The organism is Paenibacillus psychroresistens (genome assembly GCF_009728935.1).
Taxonomy (GTDB): domain Bacteria; phylum Bacillota; class Bacilli; order Paenibacillales; family NBRC-103111; genus Paenibacillus_AC; species Paenibacillus_AC psychroresistens.
The window spans coordinates 342,501-363,188 of record NZ_CP034235.1; the positions used below are offsets into that span (position 1 = coordinate 342,501).

16 protein-coding genes, 8 tRNA genes and 1 rRNA gene (1 of these 25 cut by a window edge) are annotated in these 20,688 nt (G+C 45.2%); all 25 read left to right on the forward strand.

Going from position 1 to position 20,688, the window contains the following annotated elements:
* Positions 1–1,107 (forward strand): 23S ribosomal RNA (locus tag EHS13_RS01720) (it extends 1,819 nt beyond the left edge of the window).
* A 107-nt stretch (positions 1,108–1,214) separates the two neighbouring features.
* Positions 1,215–1,305 (forward strand) — tRNA-Ser (locus EHS13_RS01725).
* A 3-nt stretch (positions 1,306–1,308) separates the two neighbouring features.
* Positions 1,309–1,385: transfer RNA gene (locus EHS13_RS01730), tRNA-Met, on the forward strand.
* Positions 1,386–1,471: 86 nt separating this feature from the next.
* Positions 1,472–1,547, forward strand: a tRNA-Val gene (locus EHS13_RS01735).
* 47 nt (positions 1,548–1,594) lie between these two features.
* Positions 1,595–1,670 (forward strand) — tRNA-Thr (locus tag EHS13_RS01740).
* A gap of 19 nt (positions 1,671–1,689) precedes the next feature.
* Positions 1,690–1,766 (forward strand) — tRNA-Asp (locus EHS13_RS01745).
* A gap of 58 nt (positions 1,767–1,824) precedes the next feature.
* Positions 1,825–1,897: transfer RNA gene (locus EHS13_RS01750), tRNA-Phe, on the forward strand.
* A 13-nt stretch (positions 1,898–1,910) separates the two neighbouring features.
* Positions 1,911–1,995, forward strand: a tRNA-Tyr gene (locus tag EHS13_RS01755).
* A gap of 14 nt (positions 1,996–2,009) precedes the next feature.
* Positions 2,010–2,085 (forward strand) — tRNA-Lys (locus EHS13_RS01760).
* Between the two features lie 236 nt (positions 2,086–2,321).
* Positions 2,322–3,173, forward strand: coding sequence for a C40 family peptidase (locus tag EHS13_RS36520; RefSeq protein WP_155698716.1), 852 nt, complete (start codon positions 2,322–2,324; stop codon positions 3,171–3,173).
* Between the two features lie 128 nt (positions 3,174–3,301).
* Positions 3,302–4,405, forward strand: coding sequence for a PucR family transcriptional regulator (locus tag EHS13_RS01770; protein ID WP_155698717.1), 1,104 nt, complete (start codon positions 3,302–3,304; stop codon positions 4,403–4,405).
* Positions 4,406–4,497: 92 nt separating this feature from the next.
* Positions 4,498–5,619 (forward strand): ABC transporter ATP-binding protein, encoded by a 1,122-nt coding sequence (locus tag EHS13_RS01775; protein ID WP_155698718.1) that lies wholly within the window; start codon positions 4,498–4,500, stop codon positions 5,617–5,619.
* 159 nt (positions 5,620–5,778) lie between these two features.
* Positions 5,779–6,930, forward strand: a complete 1,152-nt coding sequence (locus EHS13_RS01780; RefSeq protein ID WP_155698719.1) for a YhgE/Pip domain-containing protein — start codon at positions 5,779–5,781, stop codon at positions 6,928–6,930.
* Positions 6,931–6,944: 14 nt separating this feature from the next.
* A complete protein-coding gene (locus EHS13_RS01785; protein ID WP_155698720.1) occupies positions 6,945–7,544 on the forward strand; it encodes a TetR family transcriptional regulator in 600 nt (199 codons plus the stop codon).
* A 62-nt stretch (positions 7,545–7,606) separates the two neighbouring features.
* Positions 7,607–8,554, forward strand: coding sequence for an HPr(Ser) kinase/phosphatase (hprK, locus tag EHS13_RS01790; protein WP_155698721.1), 948 nt, complete (start codon positions 7,607–7,609; stop codon positions 8,552–8,554).
* Positions 8,555–8,566: 12 nt separating this feature from the next.
* Positions 8,567–9,580 (forward strand): prolipoprotein diacylglyceryl transferase, encoded by a 1,014-nt coding sequence (gene lgt, locus EHS13_RS01795; protein WP_155698722.1) that lies wholly within the window; start codon positions 8,567–8,569, stop codon positions 9,578–9,580.
* Positions 9,581–9,588: 8 nt separating this feature from the next.
* A complete protein-coding gene (gene ppaX / locus EHS13_RS01800) occupies positions 9,589–10,281 on the forward strand; it encodes a pyrophosphatase PpaX (RefSeq protein WP_155698723.1) in 693 nt (230 codons plus the stop codon).
* Complete coding sequence (locus tag EHS13_RS01805; RefSeq protein ID WP_155698724.1) at positions 10,278–10,766, forward strand: acyltransferase; 489 nt, start codon at positions 10,278–10,280, stop codon at positions 10,764–10,766. Before ppaX ends, EHS13_RS01805 begins: the two co-directional genes overlap by 4 nt.
* Positions 10,767–10,902: 136 nt before the next feature.
* The gene (locus EHS13_RS01810) at positions 10,903–12,003 is read left to right on the forward strand and encodes a WD40/YVTN/BNR-like repeat-containing protein (protein WP_155698725.1); all 1,101 of its coding nucleotides are present in this window, start codon (positions 10,903–10,905) and stop codon (positions 12,001–12,003) included.
* Position 12,004: 1 nt separating this feature from the next.
* The gene (locus EHS13_RS01815) at positions 12,005–12,280 is read left to right on the forward strand and encodes a MoaD/ThiS family protein (protein ID WP_155698726.1); all 276 of its coding nucleotides are present in this window, start codon (positions 12,005–12,007) and stop codon (positions 12,278–12,280) included.
* 27 nt (positions 12,281–12,307) lie between these two features.
* The gene (locus EHS13_RS01820; RefSeq protein WP_227013750.1) at positions 12,308–16,603 is read left to right on the forward strand and encodes a DEAD/DEAH box helicase; all 4,296 of its coding nucleotides are present in this window, start codon (positions 12,308–12,310) and stop codon (positions 16,601–16,603) included.
* 263 nt (positions 16,604–16,866) lie between these two features.
* The gene (locus EHS13_RS01825) at positions 16,867–17,697 is read left to right on the forward strand and encodes an electron transfer flavoprotein subunit beta/FixA family protein (RefSeq protein ID WP_155698728.1); all 831 of its coding nucleotides are present in this window, start codon (positions 16,867–16,869) and stop codon (positions 17,695–17,697) included.
* A 196-nt stretch (positions 17,698–17,893) separates the two neighbouring features.
* Positions 17,894–18,952 carry an electron transfer flavoprotein subunit alpha/FixB family protein gene (locus EHS13_RS01830; protein WP_155698729.1) on the forward strand — a complete coding sequence of 353 codons (1,059 nt, stop codon included), beginning with the start codon at positions 17,894–17,896 and terminating at the stop codon, positions 18,950–18,952.
* A gap of 25 nt (positions 18,953–18,977) precedes the next feature.
* Entirely contained in the window at positions 18,978–20,288 is a 1,311-nt protein-coding gene (locus EHS13_RS01835; protein ID WP_155698730.1) for an FAD-dependent oxidoreductase, read from the forward strand.
* Entirely contained in the window at positions 20,285–20,569 is a 285-nt protein-coding gene (locus EHS13_RS01840) for a ferredoxin family protein (RefSeq protein ID WP_155698731.1), read from the forward strand. Before EHS13_RS01835 ends, EHS13_RS01840 begins: the two co-directional genes overlap by 4 nt.
* The last annotated feature ends 119 nt before the right edge of the window (positions 20,570–20,688 follow it).

Here is a 20,688-nt window from a genome sequence, read left to right on the forward strand (position 1 = left end):
CACAGGTCTGTGCGAAGCCGTAAGGCGAAGTATACGGGCTGACGCCTGCCCGGTGCTGGAAGGTTAAGAGGAGTGGTAAGCCGCAAGGCGAAGCTATGAATTGAAGCCCCAGTAAACGGCGGCCGTAACTATAACGGTCCTAAGGTAGCGAAATTCCTTGTCAGGTAAATTCTGACCCGCACGAATGGCGTAACGACTTGGGCGCTGTCTCAACGAGAGATCCGGTGAAATTTTAATACCTGTGAAGATGCAGGTTACCCGCGACAAGACGGAAAGACCCCATGGAGCTTTACTGTAACTTAATATTGAATTTGGGTATGATCTGTACAGGATAGGTGGGAACCTTTGAGACATGAGCGCCAGCTTGTGTGGAGGTGACGTTGGGATACCACCCTGATCCTACCTAGGTTCTAACCTATGCCCCTGAATCGGGGCAAGGGACCGTGTTAGGTGGACAGTTTGACTGGGGCGGTCGCCTCCTAAAGTGTAACGGAGGCGCCCCAAGGTTCCCTCAGAATGGTTGGAAATCATTCGAAGAGTGCAAAGGCATAAGGGAGCTTGACTGCGAGACCAACAAGTCGAGCAGGGACGAAAGTCGGGCTTAGTGATCCGGTGGTTCCGAATGGAAGGGCCATCGCTCAACGGATAAAAGCTACCCTGGGGATAACAGGCTTATCTCCCCCAAGAGTCCACATCGACGGGGAGGTTTGGCACCTCGATGTCGGCTCATCGCATCCTGGGGCTGAAGTAGGTCCCAAGGGTTGGGCTGTTCGCCCATTAAAGCGGTACGCGAGCTGGGTTCAGAACGTCGTGAGACAGTTCGGTCCCTATCTGTCGTGGGCGCAGGAAATTTGAGAGGAGCTGTCCTTAGTACGAGAGGACCGGGATGGACGTTCCGCTGGTGTACCAGTTGTTCCGCCAGGAGCATCGCTGGGTAGCCAAGAACGGACGGGATAAGCGCTGAAAGCATCTAAGCGTGAAGCCCCCCTCAAGATGAGATTTCCCAGTATGTAAGACCCCTTGTAGACCACGAGGTTGATAGGTTTGAGGTGGAAGTGCAGCAATGTATGGAGCTGACAAATACTAATCGGTCGAGGGCTTACCCCAATAAGACTTCTTATGCAGTCATGTATAAGAAGCAGTGTGTTACCTGGATGTTTCACAACTCTTCGCTTCGTTTCTAGTTTTCAGGGAATAATCCTTGATTTATGTATGGAGAGGTACCCAAGTGGTTATAAGGGGCTCCTCTGCTAAGGGAGTAGTCGTGTAATGCGTGCGAGGGTTCGAATCCCTCCCTCTCCGCCATTTGGCGGCGTAGCTCAGCTGGCTAGAGCGTTCGGTTCATACCCGAAAGGTCGGGGGTTCGAGTCCCTCCACCGCTACCAATTTTTCTTTAATGTATTGTTGGCAATTAATTTGTCATTATCTTCTCTCTTATGGTAACATGTTTCATGTGTTGTTTTTAAACTGAGGGCGCTTAGCTCAGCTGGGAGAGCATCTGCCTTACAAGCAGAGGGTCGGCGGTTCGATCCCGTCAGCGCCCACCATATCGTTTCATTGGCATGGACAGATGCCGATGTCGTAAAGTTTATATGCCGTTGTAGCTCAACTGGTAGAGCAACTGACTTGTAATCAGTAGGTTGGGGGTTCAAGTCCTCTCGACGGCACCAGTAATTTTCTTATAAGCATGGAGCTGTGGTGTAGTGGCCCAACATGCCTGCCTGTCACGCAGGAGACCGCGGGTTCGAATCCCGTCAGCTCCGCCATTTTTTATAAATGGCAACTTTATTTTTTTTTGCCATTTGATATCATTACCTAATTTATGGCTCGGTAGCTCAGTCGGTAGAGCAGAGGACTGAAAATCCTCGTGTCGGCGGTTCGATTCCGTTCCGAGCCACCTTTTCTGTTACGGAGGATTAGTGAAGTGGCTAAACACGGCAGACTGTAAATCTGCTCTCATCGAGTTCGGTGGTTCGAATCCATCATCCTCCACCATTATTTCTTAATATGAGACATTAGCTCAGCTGGTAGAGCACCTGACTTTTAATCAGGGTGTCGAAGGTTCGAATCCTTCATGTCTCACCATTTTCCTTAAAAACTCAAGGCCTTATCTGTTTCCGACGCAGATAGGGCTTTTTTAATTTCTACATATAGAGGAATATTATTGATAAAACTGGTAATGGTGGAAACATTTTAGACATGCAACATGCTTAAAGCCATGATAATCTTGGGATAGGAGGAATAACAATCACTTACTTCGTAATATATGCTAGTACATATTAGGGCTTGTGAGGACAAGCTCACTAAAGGGGGAAGACAACATGTTCAAACACACATTTAAGCGAACTATTTGTATTACGGCTGCAGCAGCTATCCTATTCTCTGGCGGTGCGTTTAGCCATAATGTTTATGCTGCCAAGGACGATATGGATGCGGTTTCATTGGCCAAGCTAATGCTTAATAAAGATTATGCAGCTTATGAAGAATCTCCATCTTCAGGCTTTGATGCCTCAGGGTTGATGTATTATGTGTATAAAACATTGAATTATAACATACCTCGGGAATTGACCGCGCAATATCAAATGAAGGCTACACAAGTAAGCGCTATCGCAAATTTAAAAGCTGGAGATCTAGTATTCTTTGGCAGTAAAGGCAAGCCTACATTTGATGGTATTTACATGGATAATGGGAAATTCGTTATGGCTTCTAAAGGGAAAGACGAAGTAGTTTCAAGAAAGGTTGCTGAATATAAGGACCAATTCTTGGGTGCTAAACGTATATTGTCTAAAGCGGATCAGCTGCGAGTCAATCTTATTCTGGATGGTGAAAAATATCTAGGCAGACCTTATGACTTTGGGGCAGCTTATGGTCAGACTAAAACCTTCGATTGCTCAACCTTCACTAAAACAGTGTTTAATGAAAATGGGATTTTCTTACCTCGTGTTTCTCGCGATCAAGCCACAACTGGTAAGTATGTTTCCAAAAGTAATCTGATAGTGGGAGATTTAGTTTTCTTCACTACGACGCATTCCAAAGGTAGAATTGGACATGTTGGCATTTACGTTGGCGATGGACAGATGATTCATACTTATGGAGAAGGTGGAGTAAGATATGTAAGCATCAATAAAGACTGGTGGAAGGATCATTATGTAACCGCTCGTAGAGTAATATAATATTTGGAGTTCTAACGAACAAATGACAAACCTCTTCGGCTATACGCTGAAGGGGTTTGTTTTCTAGTGGAGCATCGGCCTCCTATGGTACAATAGAGAAAATGCAACGAAAGCTAAGAGGAATATACATGGACTGGGAAAGAATTAAACGTAAGCTCGAACCCATTGTAAAAACACGAATCACATTGAGCGAGCTGCCTTTGAAGGAATGGGACAAGCTAGCAACTACGCAACCAGATTCCGAAAAGATAGGCAAAAGTATGCGAATTAAAGACCAGCTCTATTTTCTATTAGAGGTTCAAGCGGACGCTGTCGTTGTATTCATCATGGAGCATACCGCATTTACTTCATCGGAACAGCAATTGATTGAATTGGTTTTGGATGCTTATCTGCTTCCAGAGAATTCAAAAGCAAGTTCGACGATATCGGAAGAAGAGAAAACAGCACAGCTGGTTAAAGAATGGGTTGACCGCCAGCTAGCCCTTAAAATAAAAGAAGCCATATTGCCTGAACTGTTGGCGGCCAAGCTCTCTTTGTCCTCTACTAAAATCCCTTTGTTACTGTATGGCGGATATTCCGATTCACACACTGTCTCCTATAAAGAGCTTAAGAAATTATTGGAATCCTTTTTTGAAGCAGATATTATCTTAATTCCTTTATTGGATAAAGAATGGCTAATTCTTGGGTCAGAGTCATTGCTAACGGCAAGCGAAGGGGAGGAAAAAGAAAGCGTCGAGGATGCTCTTGCCTCCATCTGCTCAGGGTTATATGAAATGCTTGCGAATGAGTGGGTAGGTGAATGCCATGTAACCATTCATTATCCACAAGAATCATTAGATAAATCACTGCTCCAGGTCATAGTGGAGATGCGAGATACCATGCGTTTAGGCAAAATGTTCTATCCAAGTGAGACAATGCACTTACCTTGGCAAATGCGGCTAGAAAAGCTGCTCAATGTGCTTACAGAGGCGGAACAGCAACGGTATGTAAGCCAGGTGCTTAAGCGAACCAATCAATCGCCAGATGCAGAAATGTATCTATTATTAGAGCAATTTTTTGAATTGGACTGTAATGTGAGTGAGACGGCAAAAAGCTTGTATGTGCATCGCAATACCTTATTATACCGCTTGGATAAGTTTAAACAGGAGACGGGATTGGATGTAAGGAACTTTAATGATGCTGTATTGGTGCAAGTTGCCCTTCTCTTGTACAAAGTGACGAAAAGAAAGTAATTTTTTTGTAAAGTATGTGTATAGTCAATTGGGCTTGAATAGAGTAAGATTGAAATTAAGAACAGTAGTACAATCATAGGAGGAATGAATTCATGGCTGGCGTACGCTTACATCATATCGTGAAGAAATATGCGGGGAACACAGAAGCTACAGTTAAAGATTTTCATTTAGATATTCGTGATAAAGAATTCGTCGTTTTGGTTGGCGGATCCGGTTGCGGTAAATCCACAACATTACGTATGATTGCAGGACTAGAAGAAATTACAGAAGGCGAATTGTACATTGGGGATCGTTTGGTTAATGATGTAGCTCCTAAGGATCGCGACATTGCCATGGTTTTTCAATCTTACGCGCTTTATCCACATATGAACGTTTACCAGAACATGGCTTTCGGTTTGAAATTGCGTAAATTTAAAAAAGCAGACATCGATGCTCGCGTTCGCGATGCAGCGAAAATTCTAGATATCGAGCATTTGTTGGATCGTAAACCAAAAGCATTATCAGGTGGTCAACGTCAACGTGTTGCCTTGGGTCGTGCGATTGTTCGTGAGCCACAGGTTTTCTTGATGGATGAGCCTCTTTCCAACTTGGATGCTAAATTGCGCGTACAAATGCGTGCAGAAATCAGCAAGCTTCACAAACGTCTTGAAACTACTATGATCTATGTAACACATGATCAGACGGAAGCAATGACGATGGGCGAGCGTATTGTTGTTATGGAAAGCGGAGTTATTCAACAAGCAGCTACACCGGATGAAATCTATAACTTCCCAGTGAATTTGTTCGTTGCTGGATTTATCGGATCACCATCCATGAACTTTATCGAAGGTACGCTAAGCGATCAAGGAACAGCATTCTACTTCAAAGCAAAAGGCGTAAATGTTGAAATCCCAGAAGGCAAAGCTAAAGTACTTCGCGATAAAGGCTACAACAACAAAGAAGTTATTCTTGGAATTCGTCCAGAAGATCTTCATGATGAGCCCGTATTCATCGAAGGTTCACCAAACTCAATCGTTAGTGCAACAATTGAAGTTTCAGAAAACCTTGGGCATGAAGTACAGCTGCACTTAAACGGTATCGGTGTAAACACAGTGGTAGCACGTGTAGACAGCCGCGCTGGTGTTAAAGAAGGATCCACAGTTAAACTAGCTTTGGATATGAACAAAACTCACTTCTTTGATAAAGAAACTTCTCTATCAATCTTTGCAAGATAATATATAAATATCATTAAGGGATTGGTCTTCGGACCAGTCTCTTTTTATGTTTAAATAAGTAGAATAAGATTGTGGCTTGACGAGATTATTTATCTATTGTATTGTATAAAACAAACGTTTAATTAAAACGGTCGTTTAACGAGGAGAGGTGTGTTTTAGATGAAGGAAGCAATTGGAAGTTTTATGAAATTACCTGCAGCTAAAGGGGGGATCCTAGCGGCAATGATGTTTCAGGTGATTTTTAGTCTTGTTTGGATGAGAGGATATAGTGATGTTACGGATAACGTGAGTAAACTGGTTATTGCTGTAGTTAATGAGGACCCGACTGCAGGGCAAATGATTGTCGAGCAGCTGAAGAAAAATGTCCCTTTTCAGATGAATGTTGTGGAATCGTTAGATTTAGCTAAGGATCAATTAAATGAACGGGATGTTCAGATGGTTCTTCATGTGCCAGCCAATTTAACAGCTAAGCTGCAAGCTGCTGGAGAACCAGCTAAGCTTGAATATTACATTAATGAATCGAATCCAGCGATGATTAAAAGCATTATGCAAAGTGCAATTGCTAATATAACGTCAACCGTTAATAAGCAAGCTATAGCTGGAGGCACGCAGGCAGTTCTACTGGAGATGAAGCTTCCAGAGGAGCAAGCGATTAAAGCAGCAGGCGGCTTAGCAGAAAAGGTAGTTTCGAATGTCCAGTTCAGCAATAAAGTAAATGGCATGGCTAATCAGATGGTACCTATGATGATGGTATTAGCTTCTTTTGTTGGAGCTATAGTCATGCAATTGAATATGCAACAAGCCTCGATGCAGCTCGGAAAGCATTTGGGGGCATGGAACAAATTTGCAGCAAGAGGTATAATAAATGTATTATCTGCAATCATTGTGGCGTTAGTTGGATCCTCCTTAATGCTAATGCTTGGTGGTCAGTCTGTACATGGATTCATGGCAATATGGGGCTTTCAAGCTTTGTTCCTTGCAACCTTTATGTTCGTGGCTCAGCTTTTTTTACAAATCTTCGGCATGGCCGGTATGTTATTCAACATAATATTACTCTCTGCACAATTAGTCTCATCTGGCGCAATTGTTCCAAGAGAGCTTTTAGATGGATTTTATCAGAATTTGGGTAATTATTTACCTGCTACATATGCGGTTGAAGGCATAATGGATTTATTATTTGGTGGTCCTAGTATGACATCATCGGTTAATGGGCTTGTAGTGATCTGTGTTGTAGTGGTGGTACTAGAGGGTGTATTCGCTTCCTTAGTCAAGAAAGAATCTGTACCTGTCTTAGCAGGAACGAATATTTAATAGGAGGACAGTAAATGGTACAGCCCGAAATAGATATGAAAATGCGTATTTTGCTTGCTGCCAAGAGTCTGTTCGCAAAGTATGGATATGAGGGAACAAGTGTACGAAAGATTTGCGAGGAGGCAGGGGCGAATATCGCCCTTGTTTCTTATTATTTTGGAGGCAAGGAAAATGTGTTTCTTGCTATCTTTGAGACGTTTATGCCGCTTGAGAGAATTGATTTTATTTCTCAACAAATTATTGAGCCTTTAGAAGCAATGAGAATTTTAGTTAAGGAATTATTTAACTTTCATAGCCTAGATCCAGAGGTTGTTACTATTATTCGGCAGGAAACGATGATGGACTCACCTCGTACAGCCATAATGAGTCCTTATACCTTGCGGGTATGGAAGCATTTGCGGGAAATTCTGATGAAAGGTAAGCGAGATGGTATTTTTAAATTCGAATCCTTAGACAACACGATGTTTTTTGTTATGGGGATTGTAGTGTTTCATCGTCATTCGATTGTGTTCGAGGAGATCTTGGAAGAGGGAGAGCAAAATATAGCTAAATATACTCAGGAAGCCTATGATTTTATCCTACGCGGGCTTGGCACAGCCGTAAAAGAGGGCTAGGGTTGATTTAAGCAGCTATTTGCATTACGATACGAGTATTGGAAAGTAAAGGAGTTTAGCTGATGGCCAAAAAGGTGAAGGTTTCGGATCTCGTTAAACAATTTCATATGGAAGTCATTTGCGGCGATGAAGGCTTAAAGCGCTTAATTACAGTAGCTGATTTATATCGTCCGGGACTTGAAATGGCAGGTTATTTTAATTACCATCCACAAGAACGTGTACAAATATTAGGCAAGACAGAGCTGACATTTTTCTATACACTGACAGCAGATGTGCGCCGAGATCGTATGGAGCGTTTATGCAACGAGCAAACGCCTTGTATTCTGATTACTAGAGGCATGGATGTTCCTGAAGAGCTGATTAATGCAGCATCTGAGAAGCAAATTGCCGTTATACGCAGTAATGTCCCTACGACGACTTTAGCTAGTCAAATTACGGATTTTCTTGAAAACAAACTGGCTCCAACAACGACCATTCACGGTGTACTAGTTGATATATATGGAATAGGGATCCTTATCTCAGGTACTAGTGGGATTGGGAAGAGTGAAACAGCCTTGGAGCTGGTTAAACGCGGCCATCGTCTCATTGCCGATGATGCTGTGGAAATTCGCCAATCTGCGCCTAATGTACTTGTAGGGAATGCACCGGAGCTGATTAAGCATTTATTGGAGATTCGCGGAGTGGGTATCATTAACGTGATGACTTTGTTCGGAGCAGGTGCTATTCGCAATAATACCCGAATTTCTGTAGTTATTAATTTAGAAATTTGGCAGCAGGACAAGCAGTATGATCGATTAGGACTGGATGAGGAAACGACCAGAATCATTGATACGGATATACCGTTAGTTACCATACCGGTTCGCCCAGGCCGAAATTTAGCGGTTATCGTTGAAGTAGCTGCAATGAACTATCGTTTGAAACGGATGGGGTATAATGCTGCGCAGCAATTTACCAATAAACTCACGGAAACATTAGCCGGGGATATGGATGAAAATGAAGATTTGGATTAGGAGGAGCAAGTGATGTATTTAGCCATTAACCCCATTGCATTCAGCATTGGAGCCATCGATGTGCGATGGTACGGAATCGTACTTGGAACAGCAGCTTTGATTGCTCTGATGATTGCCATACAAGAAGGCAAACGTTTCAATATTATTCCCGATTTTTTTATGGATTTCCTCCTAGTAGCCATACCTTCTGCGATTGTGGGCGCTCGTGCGTATTATGTGATTTTTAAATGGGATGATTATAAGAATAATTTGTGGGAAGTCTTTATGATTTGGCATGGCGGGATTGCTATATATGGTGGTTTGATCGGTTCCATTATAGGGGTCATTTTCTATGTGCGAGCCAAAGGCTATGATTTCTGGCGGATTGTAGACTTAGCTGCACCAGGCTTGATTGTTGGACAAATGATTGGACGCTGGGGAAATTTCATGAATCAGGAAGCGCATGGCGGTCCGGTTGATGAAAGTGTGTTACGGAATACCTTGCACTTGCCAAACTTTATTGTCAATCAAATGAATATAGAAGGCATATTCTATCATCCCACCTTTTTGTATGAGTCCATTTGGACTTTTATTGGGTTTATAGTGCTGATTGTGCTGCGCAGGCGTCCTTTTGTAAAAGCAGGTGAAATATTCATTGGTTACTTTATCTGGTACTCCATCGGTCGATTCTTTATTGAGGGATTGCGTACAGACAGCTTGGCCTTTTCGGGTCCATCATGGTTAGCTAGCTTAATGGATGGTTTATGGTCACCTATGAAGCTTTTATTTGATTCGGGCGAATTGGATGAGGGCAATGTCAGAGTATCACAGTTACTAAGTGTGCTGATTATTCTTGCCGCTATTGTAATCATTTATTATCGTCGTTCCTTAGTACCGCCAACAGCGTTATATTCTGACCCGATCGTAAGTACAAAAGCTCCTGTTTTAGTTACAGATAATGATAGCGAAGCGGAAGCAACTCTAGTTGAAATAGAACCACCAGTCTCGGTAATGCCTGATGAAATAGAGAGACCTTTGAAGGAGTAAGAACGCGCATGATAGATACGATTCTGTTTGATCTCGATGGAACGCTGCTCGATACGAATGAGCTCATTATTCAAAGCTTTCTGCATGCTTTACAGGTACATGAATTGGCACCTGTATTGCGGGAAGATATTATTGGTCAAATGGGCAAGCCGTTGCGTGAGCAAATTGCGCTTTTTTCTAATCGGACCGGAGTGACTAAAGTAGATGAATTAGTGGGTACTTATCGGGAGTTTAATCTGAGGTTGCACGACGAGATGGTACTGATATTTCCACATGTGAAAGAAACCCTAGCGGCTTTGCATGCACAAGGCATCAAGCTAGGAGTGGTAACGAGTAAAATCAGATTAACGGTAGCTAAAGGCCTGGAGCTTTTTGAATTAATGCCCTATCTATCTACGATAGTCACCTCGGATGATGTAAGCCAACCTAAGCCACATCCAGAGAGTGTTCTTCTAGCATTAAGCCGACTGAACTCAAAGCCAGAAAATACAATAATGGTGGGTGACAGCCAATACGATCTATTGTCTGCACATGGTGCAGGTGTTCGTTCGGCAGGTGTCGCTTGGTCGCTTCAAGGCGAAGCAGTGCTGCGTCAATTCAATCCAGCTTACATACTGCAGGAGATGTCCGACCTGTTAGCGATTGTAGCAGCAGATTCTGGCCAAGCAACTGTAGATGGAAGTTTCAGGGGGACGCTGTGAGAAAGCTTGATAAGTATCCAACTGAAGGTCCTAACGCCTTGTGGCAAATCTATAAAACTGTGAGTAAATGGAAGGCGATGCGCAATTTTGTAATCATTCAGTTGGCGCGTTATTCGCCTTCTTTGCGCTTCAAGAATTGGCTGTATCGCCATATCCTTGGAATGAAGGTTGGAGAGAACACCGCTTTTGCATTAATGGTGATGGTCGATGTATTCTTCCCTGAGAAAATATTTATTGGCAGCAATTCGATCATTGGCTACAATACTACCATTCTGGCGCATGAGTACTTGGTACATGAGTACAGGTTAGGCGAGGTGCATATTGGCTCTAATGTAATGATCGGGGCTAACAGTATCATCCTGCCAGGCGTTACAATTGGCGATCACGCGATTATTGGGGCAGGCACCGTCGTACATAAGAATGTAGCAGCAGGCAGCTTTGTTGCGGGTAATCCTATGCAGGTTATTCGTGAGGGGCCGCAATAAAATATTAAGTTTAGGGAGCTTGCAGCGGATGCAGCTTCTTTTTTATATAGAAAAACGAAATGTTTTCTGTAAAAAAGAGGGATTTATTGGCTATTAGCGAATCTAATTCCTATTGAAATTAATGAGGAGGCGCGAAATGGGCAAACGTGTAATTCTATTGGTCGGAACGAATAAAGGGGTATTCAGCTATACCTCGGATTTAGAACGGAAAAGCTGGGAGCTAAACGGTCCGTTTCTAGCAGGCTGGGAGGCATATAGTGTTCTAGGTGACAGTCGGCATGGGAATCGGATCTTTGCAGGGGTTTCGCACTTGGCCTATGGACCTACCATTCGTGTGAGTGAAGACATGGGGGAAAGCTGGACGCAAATTGAGCATGGACCAACATATTCCACAGAGAGCGGCTTTTCTTTGAATCGAATTTGGCAAATCGTACCCGGAGCTCCTTCAGCGCCGGATACTTTATATGCAGGTGTGGAGGAAGCGGGTTTGTTCGTCAGCCGCGATCGCGGTGTAACATGGCGTGAACTGGATGCGCTTACGAAGCATCCTTCTCGACCAGGCTGGGAACCGGGTGCTGGCGGGATGTGCTTGCACACGATTATTGTTGACCCAAACAATCCTCAACGTATTTGGGTGGCGATGTCCTCTGTAGGTGTTTTTCGTACGGAGGATGGCGGTGAAACCTGGAATACCTGCAACACAGGTTTAGCGCGGGTGCCAACGGGGCAGCCTTATCCTGAGATCGGTTATTGCATACATAAGATGGTAGCGGATCCTCAAAATGCGGATATCTTGTACATGCAGGAGCACAGTGGAGTATTCAAATCAATCGATGGCGGAGACAATTGGTTCACAATCGAAGAAGGACTAACGATGCAAGAAGGCGATACGCCTTTTGGCTTTCCAATCGGTATCTCACCTAATGGCGATATATTCTTAATTCCGCTTGAAAGCAGTGAAGTTCGTTCAATGAGGGATGGCAAGCTGCTAGTCCATAGCATCCCCGCAGGCGGCAGCAGCTGGGAGCCAATTGGTGATGTGCTACCGGATGAGCCCCGACATGTAAATGTATTGCGTGATGCGTTAGCGGTGGATGCTTTGGAGCCGTATGGAGTCTATTTCGGTACGACCTCGGGTGAAGTGTTCTGTTCTCTGGATCGCGGCAAGAACTGGGATCGACTGCCTGGCCAGTTATCAAGAGTTCTGACAGTTAAGATATGGATTGTGGAGGATTAGCATGCAAATTGAAGTGTCAATTCCTTCTATGCTGCGGGATTGTACGAAGGGCAAGGTCAAGTTTCCGCTAGAAGCGCAAATGCTGGATGAAGCGATTAGTCAGATCATTATCGATTACCCATTGCTGCGTGTTCACTTATACACGGAATCAGGTGAGCTGCGCAAGCATGTGCTGATTTTCTATAATGATGAGAGCATTGCTTGGCTCGAGCGTTTGGATATTCCGCTGCAAGCGGGGGACCGCATCATGGTATTTCAAGCCGTATCCGGCGGCTAGACTAGCTTCAACAAGGAGTTTATGAGGATGCTTCATAGTGCATTGCAGCCGTTTCACCCTACAGTGGCAGCATGGTTCGTGCAGTCTTTCAACCAACCGACAGATGTTCAGATCCAAGCGTGGAGCTCGCTTAGGCAGAATCAACATACGTTGATTGCAGCTCCAACCGGTTCGGGTAAGACGTTAGCAGCGCTATTGCCTGGATTGAATCAAATCATGCAAGATAAGCTTGCTGGAATGAATCAGACTCCGGGCATTCGCCTGTTATACATCACCCCGTTAAAGGCGCTGAACAATGATGTTCATCTTCACGTTGTGCAGTTTGCAGAGCAATTGCATGAGCTGGCTGCGGCAACGACACAAGACTGGCCGGGTTTGAGAGCTGCTGTCCGTACAGGTGATACCCCGCAGAATGTGCGAAATGCCATTCTTCGCAAGCCACCAGATATTCTGGTTATTACACCAGAATCGCTATATTTAATGCTGACCTCCGAGAAAGCGCGCGAGGTTTTACGAACGGTTACTTATGTCATAGTAGATGAAATTCATCATATTGCTGGAGATAAAAGAGGAGCACATCTGTCACTTACACTGGAACGTCTGGTGGAATGGTGCGGGTGCTCTTTTCTGCGCGTGGGTGTTTCAGCAACTCAGAAGCCATTGGACCAAGTAGCAAGGTTCTTAGGAGGCTGGGAGGAAGCTGAGGCTAGAGCTGTACATATTATCGAAAGCCATGAGGATAAAATATTCAACCTAACCGTATCCGTTCCTGATCCTATTGCAGTCTTGCATGATAAAGAGGCGGTATGGGCGGTCCTGATGGAGCGTATTCTTAAAGAAATGACAGATTGTCGTTCTACGATTATTTTTGTGAATAATCGTAGACTCTGTGAGCGACTTACTCAAAGATTAAATGATTATTGCGGCGGTGGTTTTGCTAGATCCCACCATGGCAGCTTATCCCGCGAAAAGCGCTTGGAGGTCGAACAGCTGCTGAAGCAAGGGGATCTAAAATGCCTCATTGCCACCTCCTCGTTAGAGCTGGGGATAGATGTGGGTCATATTGATCTGGTGATTCAGATCGACTCACCCCTGCAAGCCGCTTCTGGGATTCAGCGGATGGGTCGAGCAGGTCATGGAGTTGGCGAGGTAAGCCGCGGTGTGATTATAGTTCGTCAGCGCAGCTCGCTGCCTGAAGCAGCCGTGCTGTGTCGGATGATACGTAGGCGTGAGATTGAACTAATTCGGATCCGGCGCAATGCTCTGGATGTGCTAGCTCAGCAAATAGTAGCGATGACGGCCATGGATGATTGGCACGTAGAAGGAATTTGGCGGTTAATTCAACGCAGTGATAGCTATCATAATTTTCCGCGCGAAAGAATGGAGTCGTTGTTGCAGGTTTTATCGGGCTTTTTTCCGTTTGTGCGTCCACTTCTGCTCTGGAATCGGGAAACGAATGTACTCAGTCGACATAGCAGCTCTAGAATGGCGGCAATTATGGGCACGGGCACTATTCCACAAAGCGCGAATTTTCCAGTCTTTCAGGGTGAGAGCAACATTCAGATCGGTGATTTGGATGAGGAGTTTGTTCATGAAAGCCGAACCGGTGAAGTATTCCAAATGGGCGCTCAATCCTGGGTGATTCGTGAGATTAAACGAGATCGTGTTGTGGTGAGTGAGGCTAAAAATCGGGTTAGTGAGATTCCATTTTGGCGTAATGAGGGTTTGGGGCGATCTTATGAGCTAGGGGAGAAGATGGGCGTTTTAGTTGCGGAGGTTTGCGATCGGCTAGCTGTTAAGGATTCAGATATCGAGACTGTAGAGTGGCTTAGAGCTGAATATGGTCTCGATTCGCTAGCGGCAAATGGCCTTATGGATTTGATGAGTAAGCAGCAGGCAACTAGCGCAATGCCGACTAATCGGAAGATCGTAATAGAACGGTATGTAGATTTGACCAACCAAACCCATGTTATTCTCCATAATTATTGGGGCAGAAGCTTAAACCGGTCATGGCAAATTATTCTCGAACGGCTCTTTGAGCAGAATCTTCCTTATAAACCTTATAGCGTCGCGAAAGATAATGGGATTGAGCTAATTTTTAAACAATGGGATCATGCAGGACAATATTTGATTTGGAAAATAGCTGCGGATTCTGTGGAAAAACTCCTGTTGGAGGCGATTGGTAAGCTTCCGATGTTTGCGATAACCTTTCGGAGAATTGCCGATGTTGCGCTTTTGCTGTCACGTCAGTTTCAACGTACCCCAACCTGGCAGCGGAGGCTGCGCAGTGAGGATTTGCTGCGTGAAGCATTGCCATACGGAGGTCAATTTCCGTTTCTTAAAGCGGCGATTGATGAATGCTTGGAAGAGCATCTGGATGGCCCGCATTTAAGGGGTATTTTGCAGGGGATTGAACAGGGGAGAATTCAAATTGAGGTAAAGGACAGTGACTATCCTTCGCCATTGGCCACACAGTTTATGTTCGATTATGCGAATACGCAAGTTTATGAAGCAGACACGTTGAACTCCGACCTTCAGCTTCAGCTGATGAATGTGAGTGCGGATTTGGCTATAAGTGTATTCGGGCAGGCTGCATTGCAGAATACGATTGAACCGGAAGTAATCGAGGCGGAGCTGGAGAGACAGACCATTAAGCCGGCTAATGCCAATGAATTATTTAACTTGCTCAAAAGGCAAGGGGACTTAAATTATCGCGAGCTTCAGGTGGCTTGTGGACTCGAGGTGGATGCTTGGACGGAGCAACTGAAAGAGCAAGGTCTAGTTGCGAATGTGGAGATAGGACAAGAAGAGAGGTGGATCTGCCGGGATGAACTGGAGATCTATGCTCAGCTTGGGAGTAATGAGGTCTCAGCAGTTTTCGTGCTTGGGCGTTATATCGAAGGGCGGCTTTCATTCTCAGAGTCGGGTCTTAGACAAAGATATAGGTTCACCCGTGAGTACATGCAGCATATGATAAAGCAGTGGGGTGAAGAGCGACGTATCCAGCCTTCGCCTTTTGGGACGGGAAAAGAGCAACAGGCGGATGAGTTATGGTCGAGCAGCCGAGTATGCGAGCGGATCCTGCGTCAATCGTTGCAGCACTTTCGTAATGCAGGTGAAGCTGCAGATTCTTCACGACTTGCGATGCTGCTCTTCCATAGGCATCATTTGCTTCCGGGGCAACGCTTAAAAGGAGCGGAGGGTTTAAGGCAGACCCTTGCGCTGCTGCAGGGTATTTATCTACCTTTTTCTCAGTGGGAGACGCTTATTTTTCCGACTCGTATTGAAGGCTACCGCAGATCAGATTTGGATGGCCTGTGTGCCGCTGGTGAAATCATTTGGCTAGGACGAAAGGCCAGTGGGGAAAAGGAAGGCAAGATTGCCTTTTTTCTAGCTGAAGCAGGGAATCTGATTTCACCGTTATTGCCGAGAGAGGTTGAAACCGAAACAGCTCATCCAGAACTGCTGAACCTTCTACGTGTTAAGGGAGCAAGCTATCTAACTAAGCTTTCGGCAGAACTTGGCTTAGCTCCGTCGGAGCTGCTTAATCAATTGTTCGACCTGGTTTGGGAAGGGCAGGTTTCCAACGATCAATTCTCGCCACTGCGCAATTATAGTATGGCCAAAGAGAAGCTCCATCCAAAGCTAGGCTCAGGTTTAGGGAGATGGTATGTGACTCAATCACTGGAAGTGGAAGTTACATTAGAGGAGACTGCTGTGGCTTGGGTTCGTCAACTGCTGCATTGCCATGGCATCATAACTAAAGATATTGTTGCTGCCTATTCCCCTCTATTGTGGGAGCCGCTGCTGCAGGTGCTTCGCCGACTTGAAGAGCTAGGCAACCTTACTCGCGGGTTATTTGTTAAAGAAATTGAGACTTTGCAGTTCATGGAGCACGATGTGGTTACCCAAATGCGTAGATCCGATTCAAACTTGGAAAATAGTCAAAACGATATTGTAGCTGTGAATGCTTGTGAACCCGCCAGTATATATGGTAATTTGGTGCCTTGGCCAGATGTGAGGGGAGCAGCTTTTGCTCGTAAACCAGGTAATTATTTACTTTTTCAGCATGGGAATTGGGCAGGATGGCTTGAAAATAATGCGAAAAAGGTTGTTTTTCTTAAACAAGACCAGCCGATACAGCCGGAGCTGCTGCTCCCCGTATTCACACAGCTGCTTAAAAACGGGAGTATGAAAAAAATAGTAATCGATACCTGGAATGGCCAAAAAGCTATGGAAACCGAAGCGGGAAAGGTTCTGTTGAAGCATGGGGCGGAGCGTGATCGCGATTCGTTAGTTTTATGGTTGAGTGCCATGGGTTGATGTAACTATTGGACCTGTATCCCTTTGGCTCAGATGAAGTTTCTGTTGTTGCTGAGCGATGGGGATACAGGCCCAAGGTATCCGAAATGGTCATTACACAGCTTATCTTTCAAAATTAAGTGAATAAAATCACAAGAAATTGAATAATAAAATAACAATAGAATAAAAAAGGAATTTGTGAACAAATAGCGAACTTATATATTAGGTGTGAAAACGCTGCCATACATTGTAATATTTTTCACAAACTAAGGTGAGGTGTCCAGATGCTGCATATTGTCGTATGTGTCAAGCAGGTTCCCGACAGCCGGGAGATTCGCATTGACCCCAAGAACAACACGTTGATCCGACAAGGGGTTCCAAGCATTATTAATTTCTATGATATGCATGGTTTGGAGGAAGCACTGCGCATTAAAGATGAGCTCGGTGCGAGAGTAACAGTGGTTACTATGGGACCGCCCCCAGCGGAAAAAGGCTTGAAGGAGTGTATTTCATTGGGTGCTGATGAAGCGGTGCTGGTTACAGACCGTGGATTCGCAGGAGCAGACACATTGGCAACATCTTATGTTGTGGCAAAAACAATTGCAAAGATAGCAGAGACATGGGGACCGGTAGACATGGTATTCTGCGGGAAACAAACCTTGGATGGCGACACAGGGCAGGTTGGGCCTGGCGTTGCATGCCGCTTGGATTTGGAGCAGCTTACTTATGTGCATAAGGTTGTTAAAGTAGACGAGGATAACCGCAGGGTTACCGTGCAACGTTTGCTGGAGGATGGGATTGAAGTCGTTGAAACCAGCATGCCTGTGTTGATTACGGCGCTGAAGGAATTAAACAAAGTTCGAAGAGCTTCCTTACCGGGGATGATTCGGGCAGCAAGATATAAAGCAACGATTTGGACCACGGCAGATTTCCCAGGGCTGGATAGAGCACAAATTGGACTTAAAGGCTCTCCGACGATTGTTGCGAAGACCTGGATTCCTGCAGCACGGACAGCAAATGGCATCATGATTTCTGGCGATTCTGTAGAAATCCAAGCAGAGCAATTAGTAACTAAACTTTTTTCAGGCGAATTGCCTGAACGATTTGGTTGGTAGGTATATAAATATCTGTATAGAAGGAAGCGTCGGGGAGTAGTGGATGTGTCTGGAAAGTTTACGTGCCGCCTTTGAAGATTGCATCGTTACCACTTGTTTTATTTCAATAAAAAAGGATGTAAATTCAAGTTGGCTGGAAGGCAGATTCATTATGGACTAGAGCAATTCCTTCTCATTGGACTAAGGAGGGGTATATATGGCAGCTGATGAAGTAGAAGTTCAGGATAATGAGATGCCGGATTGGTCGGCTTATCGAGGAGTACTAATAGTAGTGGAGCAGAGGGAAGGCGAAGCGAAGAAGGTATCTTGGCAGCTGCTGGGTGAAGGCAAGAAGCTGGCAGCAAAGCTTGAAGTGCCGCTGCTTGCATTGGTTATGGGCGACAAAGTCGAGCATTTGGCGCAAGAGGCGATTTACTATGGGGCGGATAAAGTTTATTTGTGCGAATCCCCGGTGTTGAAGGATTATCGCACCAGACCATTCAGCCGCGTATGCCTGCAATTGATTGATAAGGTGAAGCCGGAAATCGTGCTGTTTGGGGCAACCGGGACGGGGCGAGATTTAGCGGGAGCGATTGCAACGCATTTGCCGACGGGACTGACGGCAGATACCACGGAGCTCGATTGCGAGCCGCATCCGTCGCGGTTATTGCTGGCGAGTCGGCCGGCGTTCTCTGAGAAGATGATGGCAACCATCCTCTGTAAGCAGTATCGACCGCAGATGGCTACTGCTCGCGCGGGGGTTTTCCAAGCGCAGTCGCGTGATACCTCGCTGCAAGCGGAAATCATTCGCATCGAGAATCCGATGAAGGAAGAAGAGATCGCAGCGCGGGTGCTGGATTTCATTCGCGAGACGGGCTCGATTAATCTGGAGGAAGCCGATATCATTGTTGCCGGCGGACGTGGATTAGGTGGACCGGAAGCATTCGCGATGCTGAAGGATTTGGCCGACGCATTAGGCGGAATTGTTGGAGCTTCGCGTGCCGCGGTGGATGCGGGATGGATCAAGCATGAGCATCAGGTCGGACAAACCGGCTGTACGGTACGGCCTAAGCTATATTTTGCCATTGGGATTTCAGGAGCTGTTCAACATACGGTCGGGATGACCGGTTCAGATATTATAATTGCGATTAATCGCGACGAGAAAGCACCTATCTTCCAGTTCGCTCATTACGGAATGGTTGGGGATTTGTTCAAAATAGTCCCGCAAATTACCGCAGAGGTTCGCAAAAAAAGAGGCATTTTGGTACCAGCATAAATTTAGCGACGAGGAGCGGGTTACTGTGAATGAGAAATTCGATGCAATCGTAGTTGGTGCGGGTCCTGCCGGAGCAGCTGCTGCAATGACGATGGCCAGAGCAGGATTAAGTGTAGTTCTATTAGAGCGGGGAGAATTCCCAGGTGCTAAGAATTTATTCGGCGGAGTGCTATACCGTAAGCAAATCGAGGAGTTTGTCCCAGAATTTTGGCTAGAAAAAAATGCTCCAATTGAGCGACATATCGTGGAACAGCGAATTTGGATGATGGGCAAGGAATCCATGGTGACTTTTGGACATCGCAATGAAGCGTTTAAAGAACCATTTAACAACTTTACCGGGTTACGAGTTAAATTCGATCAATGGTTTGCGAATAAAGCGGTTGAAGCGGGTGCGCTGCCGATTTATGAAACTGTGGCTTTAGCCCCTATCTATGAAGGGGATAAAGTTGTCGGAGTGAAAACAGATCGTGAAGATGGCGATTTGTATGCGGATGTTGTTGTCATTGCCGACGGAGTGAATTCGCTGCTAGGGAAAGCAATGGGGATTCACAAGGAATGGAATCCTGATGAAGTTTCCTTGGTAATGAAAAACGTCATTTCGCTGCCGCGTGAGAAGATTGAAGATCGCTTCAACTTAGAAGGTGACGAAGGTGTAACCATCGAGTTTATGGGCGAAACTTCAAGAGGCATGGCTGGTATGGGTTTCTTATATACGAATAAAGATACGCTTTCCTTAGGAATTGGCGTTATGGTCAATCACTTGCGTGACAAGAAGATTAAGCCCTACGAGCTGCTCGACTCGGTTAAGCAGCATCCGATGATTCGCAAGCTGATCCAAGGCGGCGAAATGAAAGAATATGCGGGACATTTAATTCCAGAAGGCGGCTACAATTCAGTGCCCCCTCTTTCAGGTAATGGCTGGTGCGTTTGTGGAGATGCGGCGCAATTAGTCAACTTCGTACATCGCGAAGGAACGAACCTAGCGATGACTTCTGGAAAGCTGGCGGCAGATGCGATCATTAAAGCCAAAGCTGAAGGTGATTTCTCAGCAGCAAGCTTGAAGAGCTACGATGTATCGATTCGTGCCTCTTTTGTAATGAAGGATTTGAAGAAATATCGCGGCATGCATCAGATGCTAAAAGAAAATGATCCGGACTTGCTGTTTAACCGCATGCCTCGAGCAGTCAACGAAGCGGCTTATAATATGTTCTTGGTGGACGGCGTGTCCAAAGCAGAGAAACAGAAGAAGGCAGTGAAGCTGATTAAGGAAGCTGCCGGCGGTACAGTAAACCTACTGAAATTAGGCTATAAGAGCTGGAGGTCGATGAACGGATGAGCGAAAGTATAACAGACAAGTTATTCACGATTCGTTTCAAGTGTGATGATAAATCGCATTTAGTCATCAAGGAAGCAGATACCTGCGAGAAATGCGTTACGAAGGATTGTAATTATTTCTGCCCTGCGGATGTGTACGATTGGAATTTGAAGCTGAAGACAACTACGGTTGCTTACGAAAATTGCATTGAATGCGGCACCTGCCGCATCGCTTGCCCACCTAATAATATTGAGTGGGTCTATCCAAAAGGCGGATATGGCATGACATACAAATACGGTTGAGATTTAAAATTTACTAAACAGCTACATGTAACTATAGAAAACCCTACTTCCTCTTCCCGAGGATATAGGGTTTTCTTTGTGACAATACGACCTATTACTATTTTTTCCAGAAAAAGTTT

Coding starts and splice junctions, on each gene's coding strand:
- EHS13_RS36520 (WP_155698716.1), top strand. CDS start 2,322: ATGTTCAAACACACATTTAAGCGAACTATTTGTATTACGGCTGCAGCA.
- EHS13_RS01770 (WP_155698717.1), top strand. CDS start 3,302: ATGGACTGGGAAAGAATTAAACGTAAGCTCGAACCCATTGTAAAAACA.
- EHS13_RS01775 (WP_155698718.1), top strand. CDS start 4,498: ATGGCTGGCGTACGCTTACATCATATCGTGAAGAAATATGCGGGGAAC.
- EHS13_RS01780 (WP_155698719.1), top strand. CDS start 5,779: ATGAAGGAAGCAATTGGAAGTTTTATGAAATTACCTGCAGCTAAAGGG.
- EHS13_RS01785 (WP_155698720.1), top strand. CDS start 6,945: ATGGTACAGCCCGAAATAGATATGAAAATGCGTATTTTGCTTGCTGCC.
- hprK (WP_155698721.1), top strand. CDS start 7,607: ATGGCCAAAAAGGTGAAGGTTTCGGATCTCGTTAAACAATTTCATATG.
- lgt (WP_155698722.1), top strand. CDS start 8,567: ATGTATTTAGCCATTAACCCCATTGCATTCAGCATTGGAGCCATCGAT.
- ppaX (WP_155698723.1), top strand. CDS start 9,589: ATGATAGATACGATTCTGTTTGATCTCGATGGAACGCTGCTCGATACG.
- EHS13_RS01810 (WP_155698725.1), top strand. CDS start 10,903: ATGGGCAAACGTGTAATTCTATTGGTCGGAACGAATAAAGGGGTATTC.
- EHS13_RS01815 (WP_155698726.1), top strand. CDS start 12,005: ATGCAAATTGAAGTGTCAATTCCTTCTATGCTGCGGGATTGTACGAAG.
- EHS13_RS01820 (WP_227013750.1), top strand. CDS start 12,308: ATGCTTCATAGTGCATTGCAGCCGTTTCACCCTACAGTGGCAGCATGG.
- EHS13_RS01825 (WP_155698728.1), top strand. CDS start 16,867: ATGCTGCATATTGTCGTATGTGTCAAGCAGGTTCCCGACAGCCGGGAG.
- EHS13_RS01830 (WP_155698729.1), top strand. CDS start 17,894: ATGGCAGCTGATGAAGTAGAAGTTCAGGATAATGAGATGCCGGATTGG.
- EHS13_RS01840 (WP_155698731.1), top strand. CDS start 20,285: ATGAGCGAAAGTATAACAGACAAGTTATTCACGATTCGTTTCAAGTGT.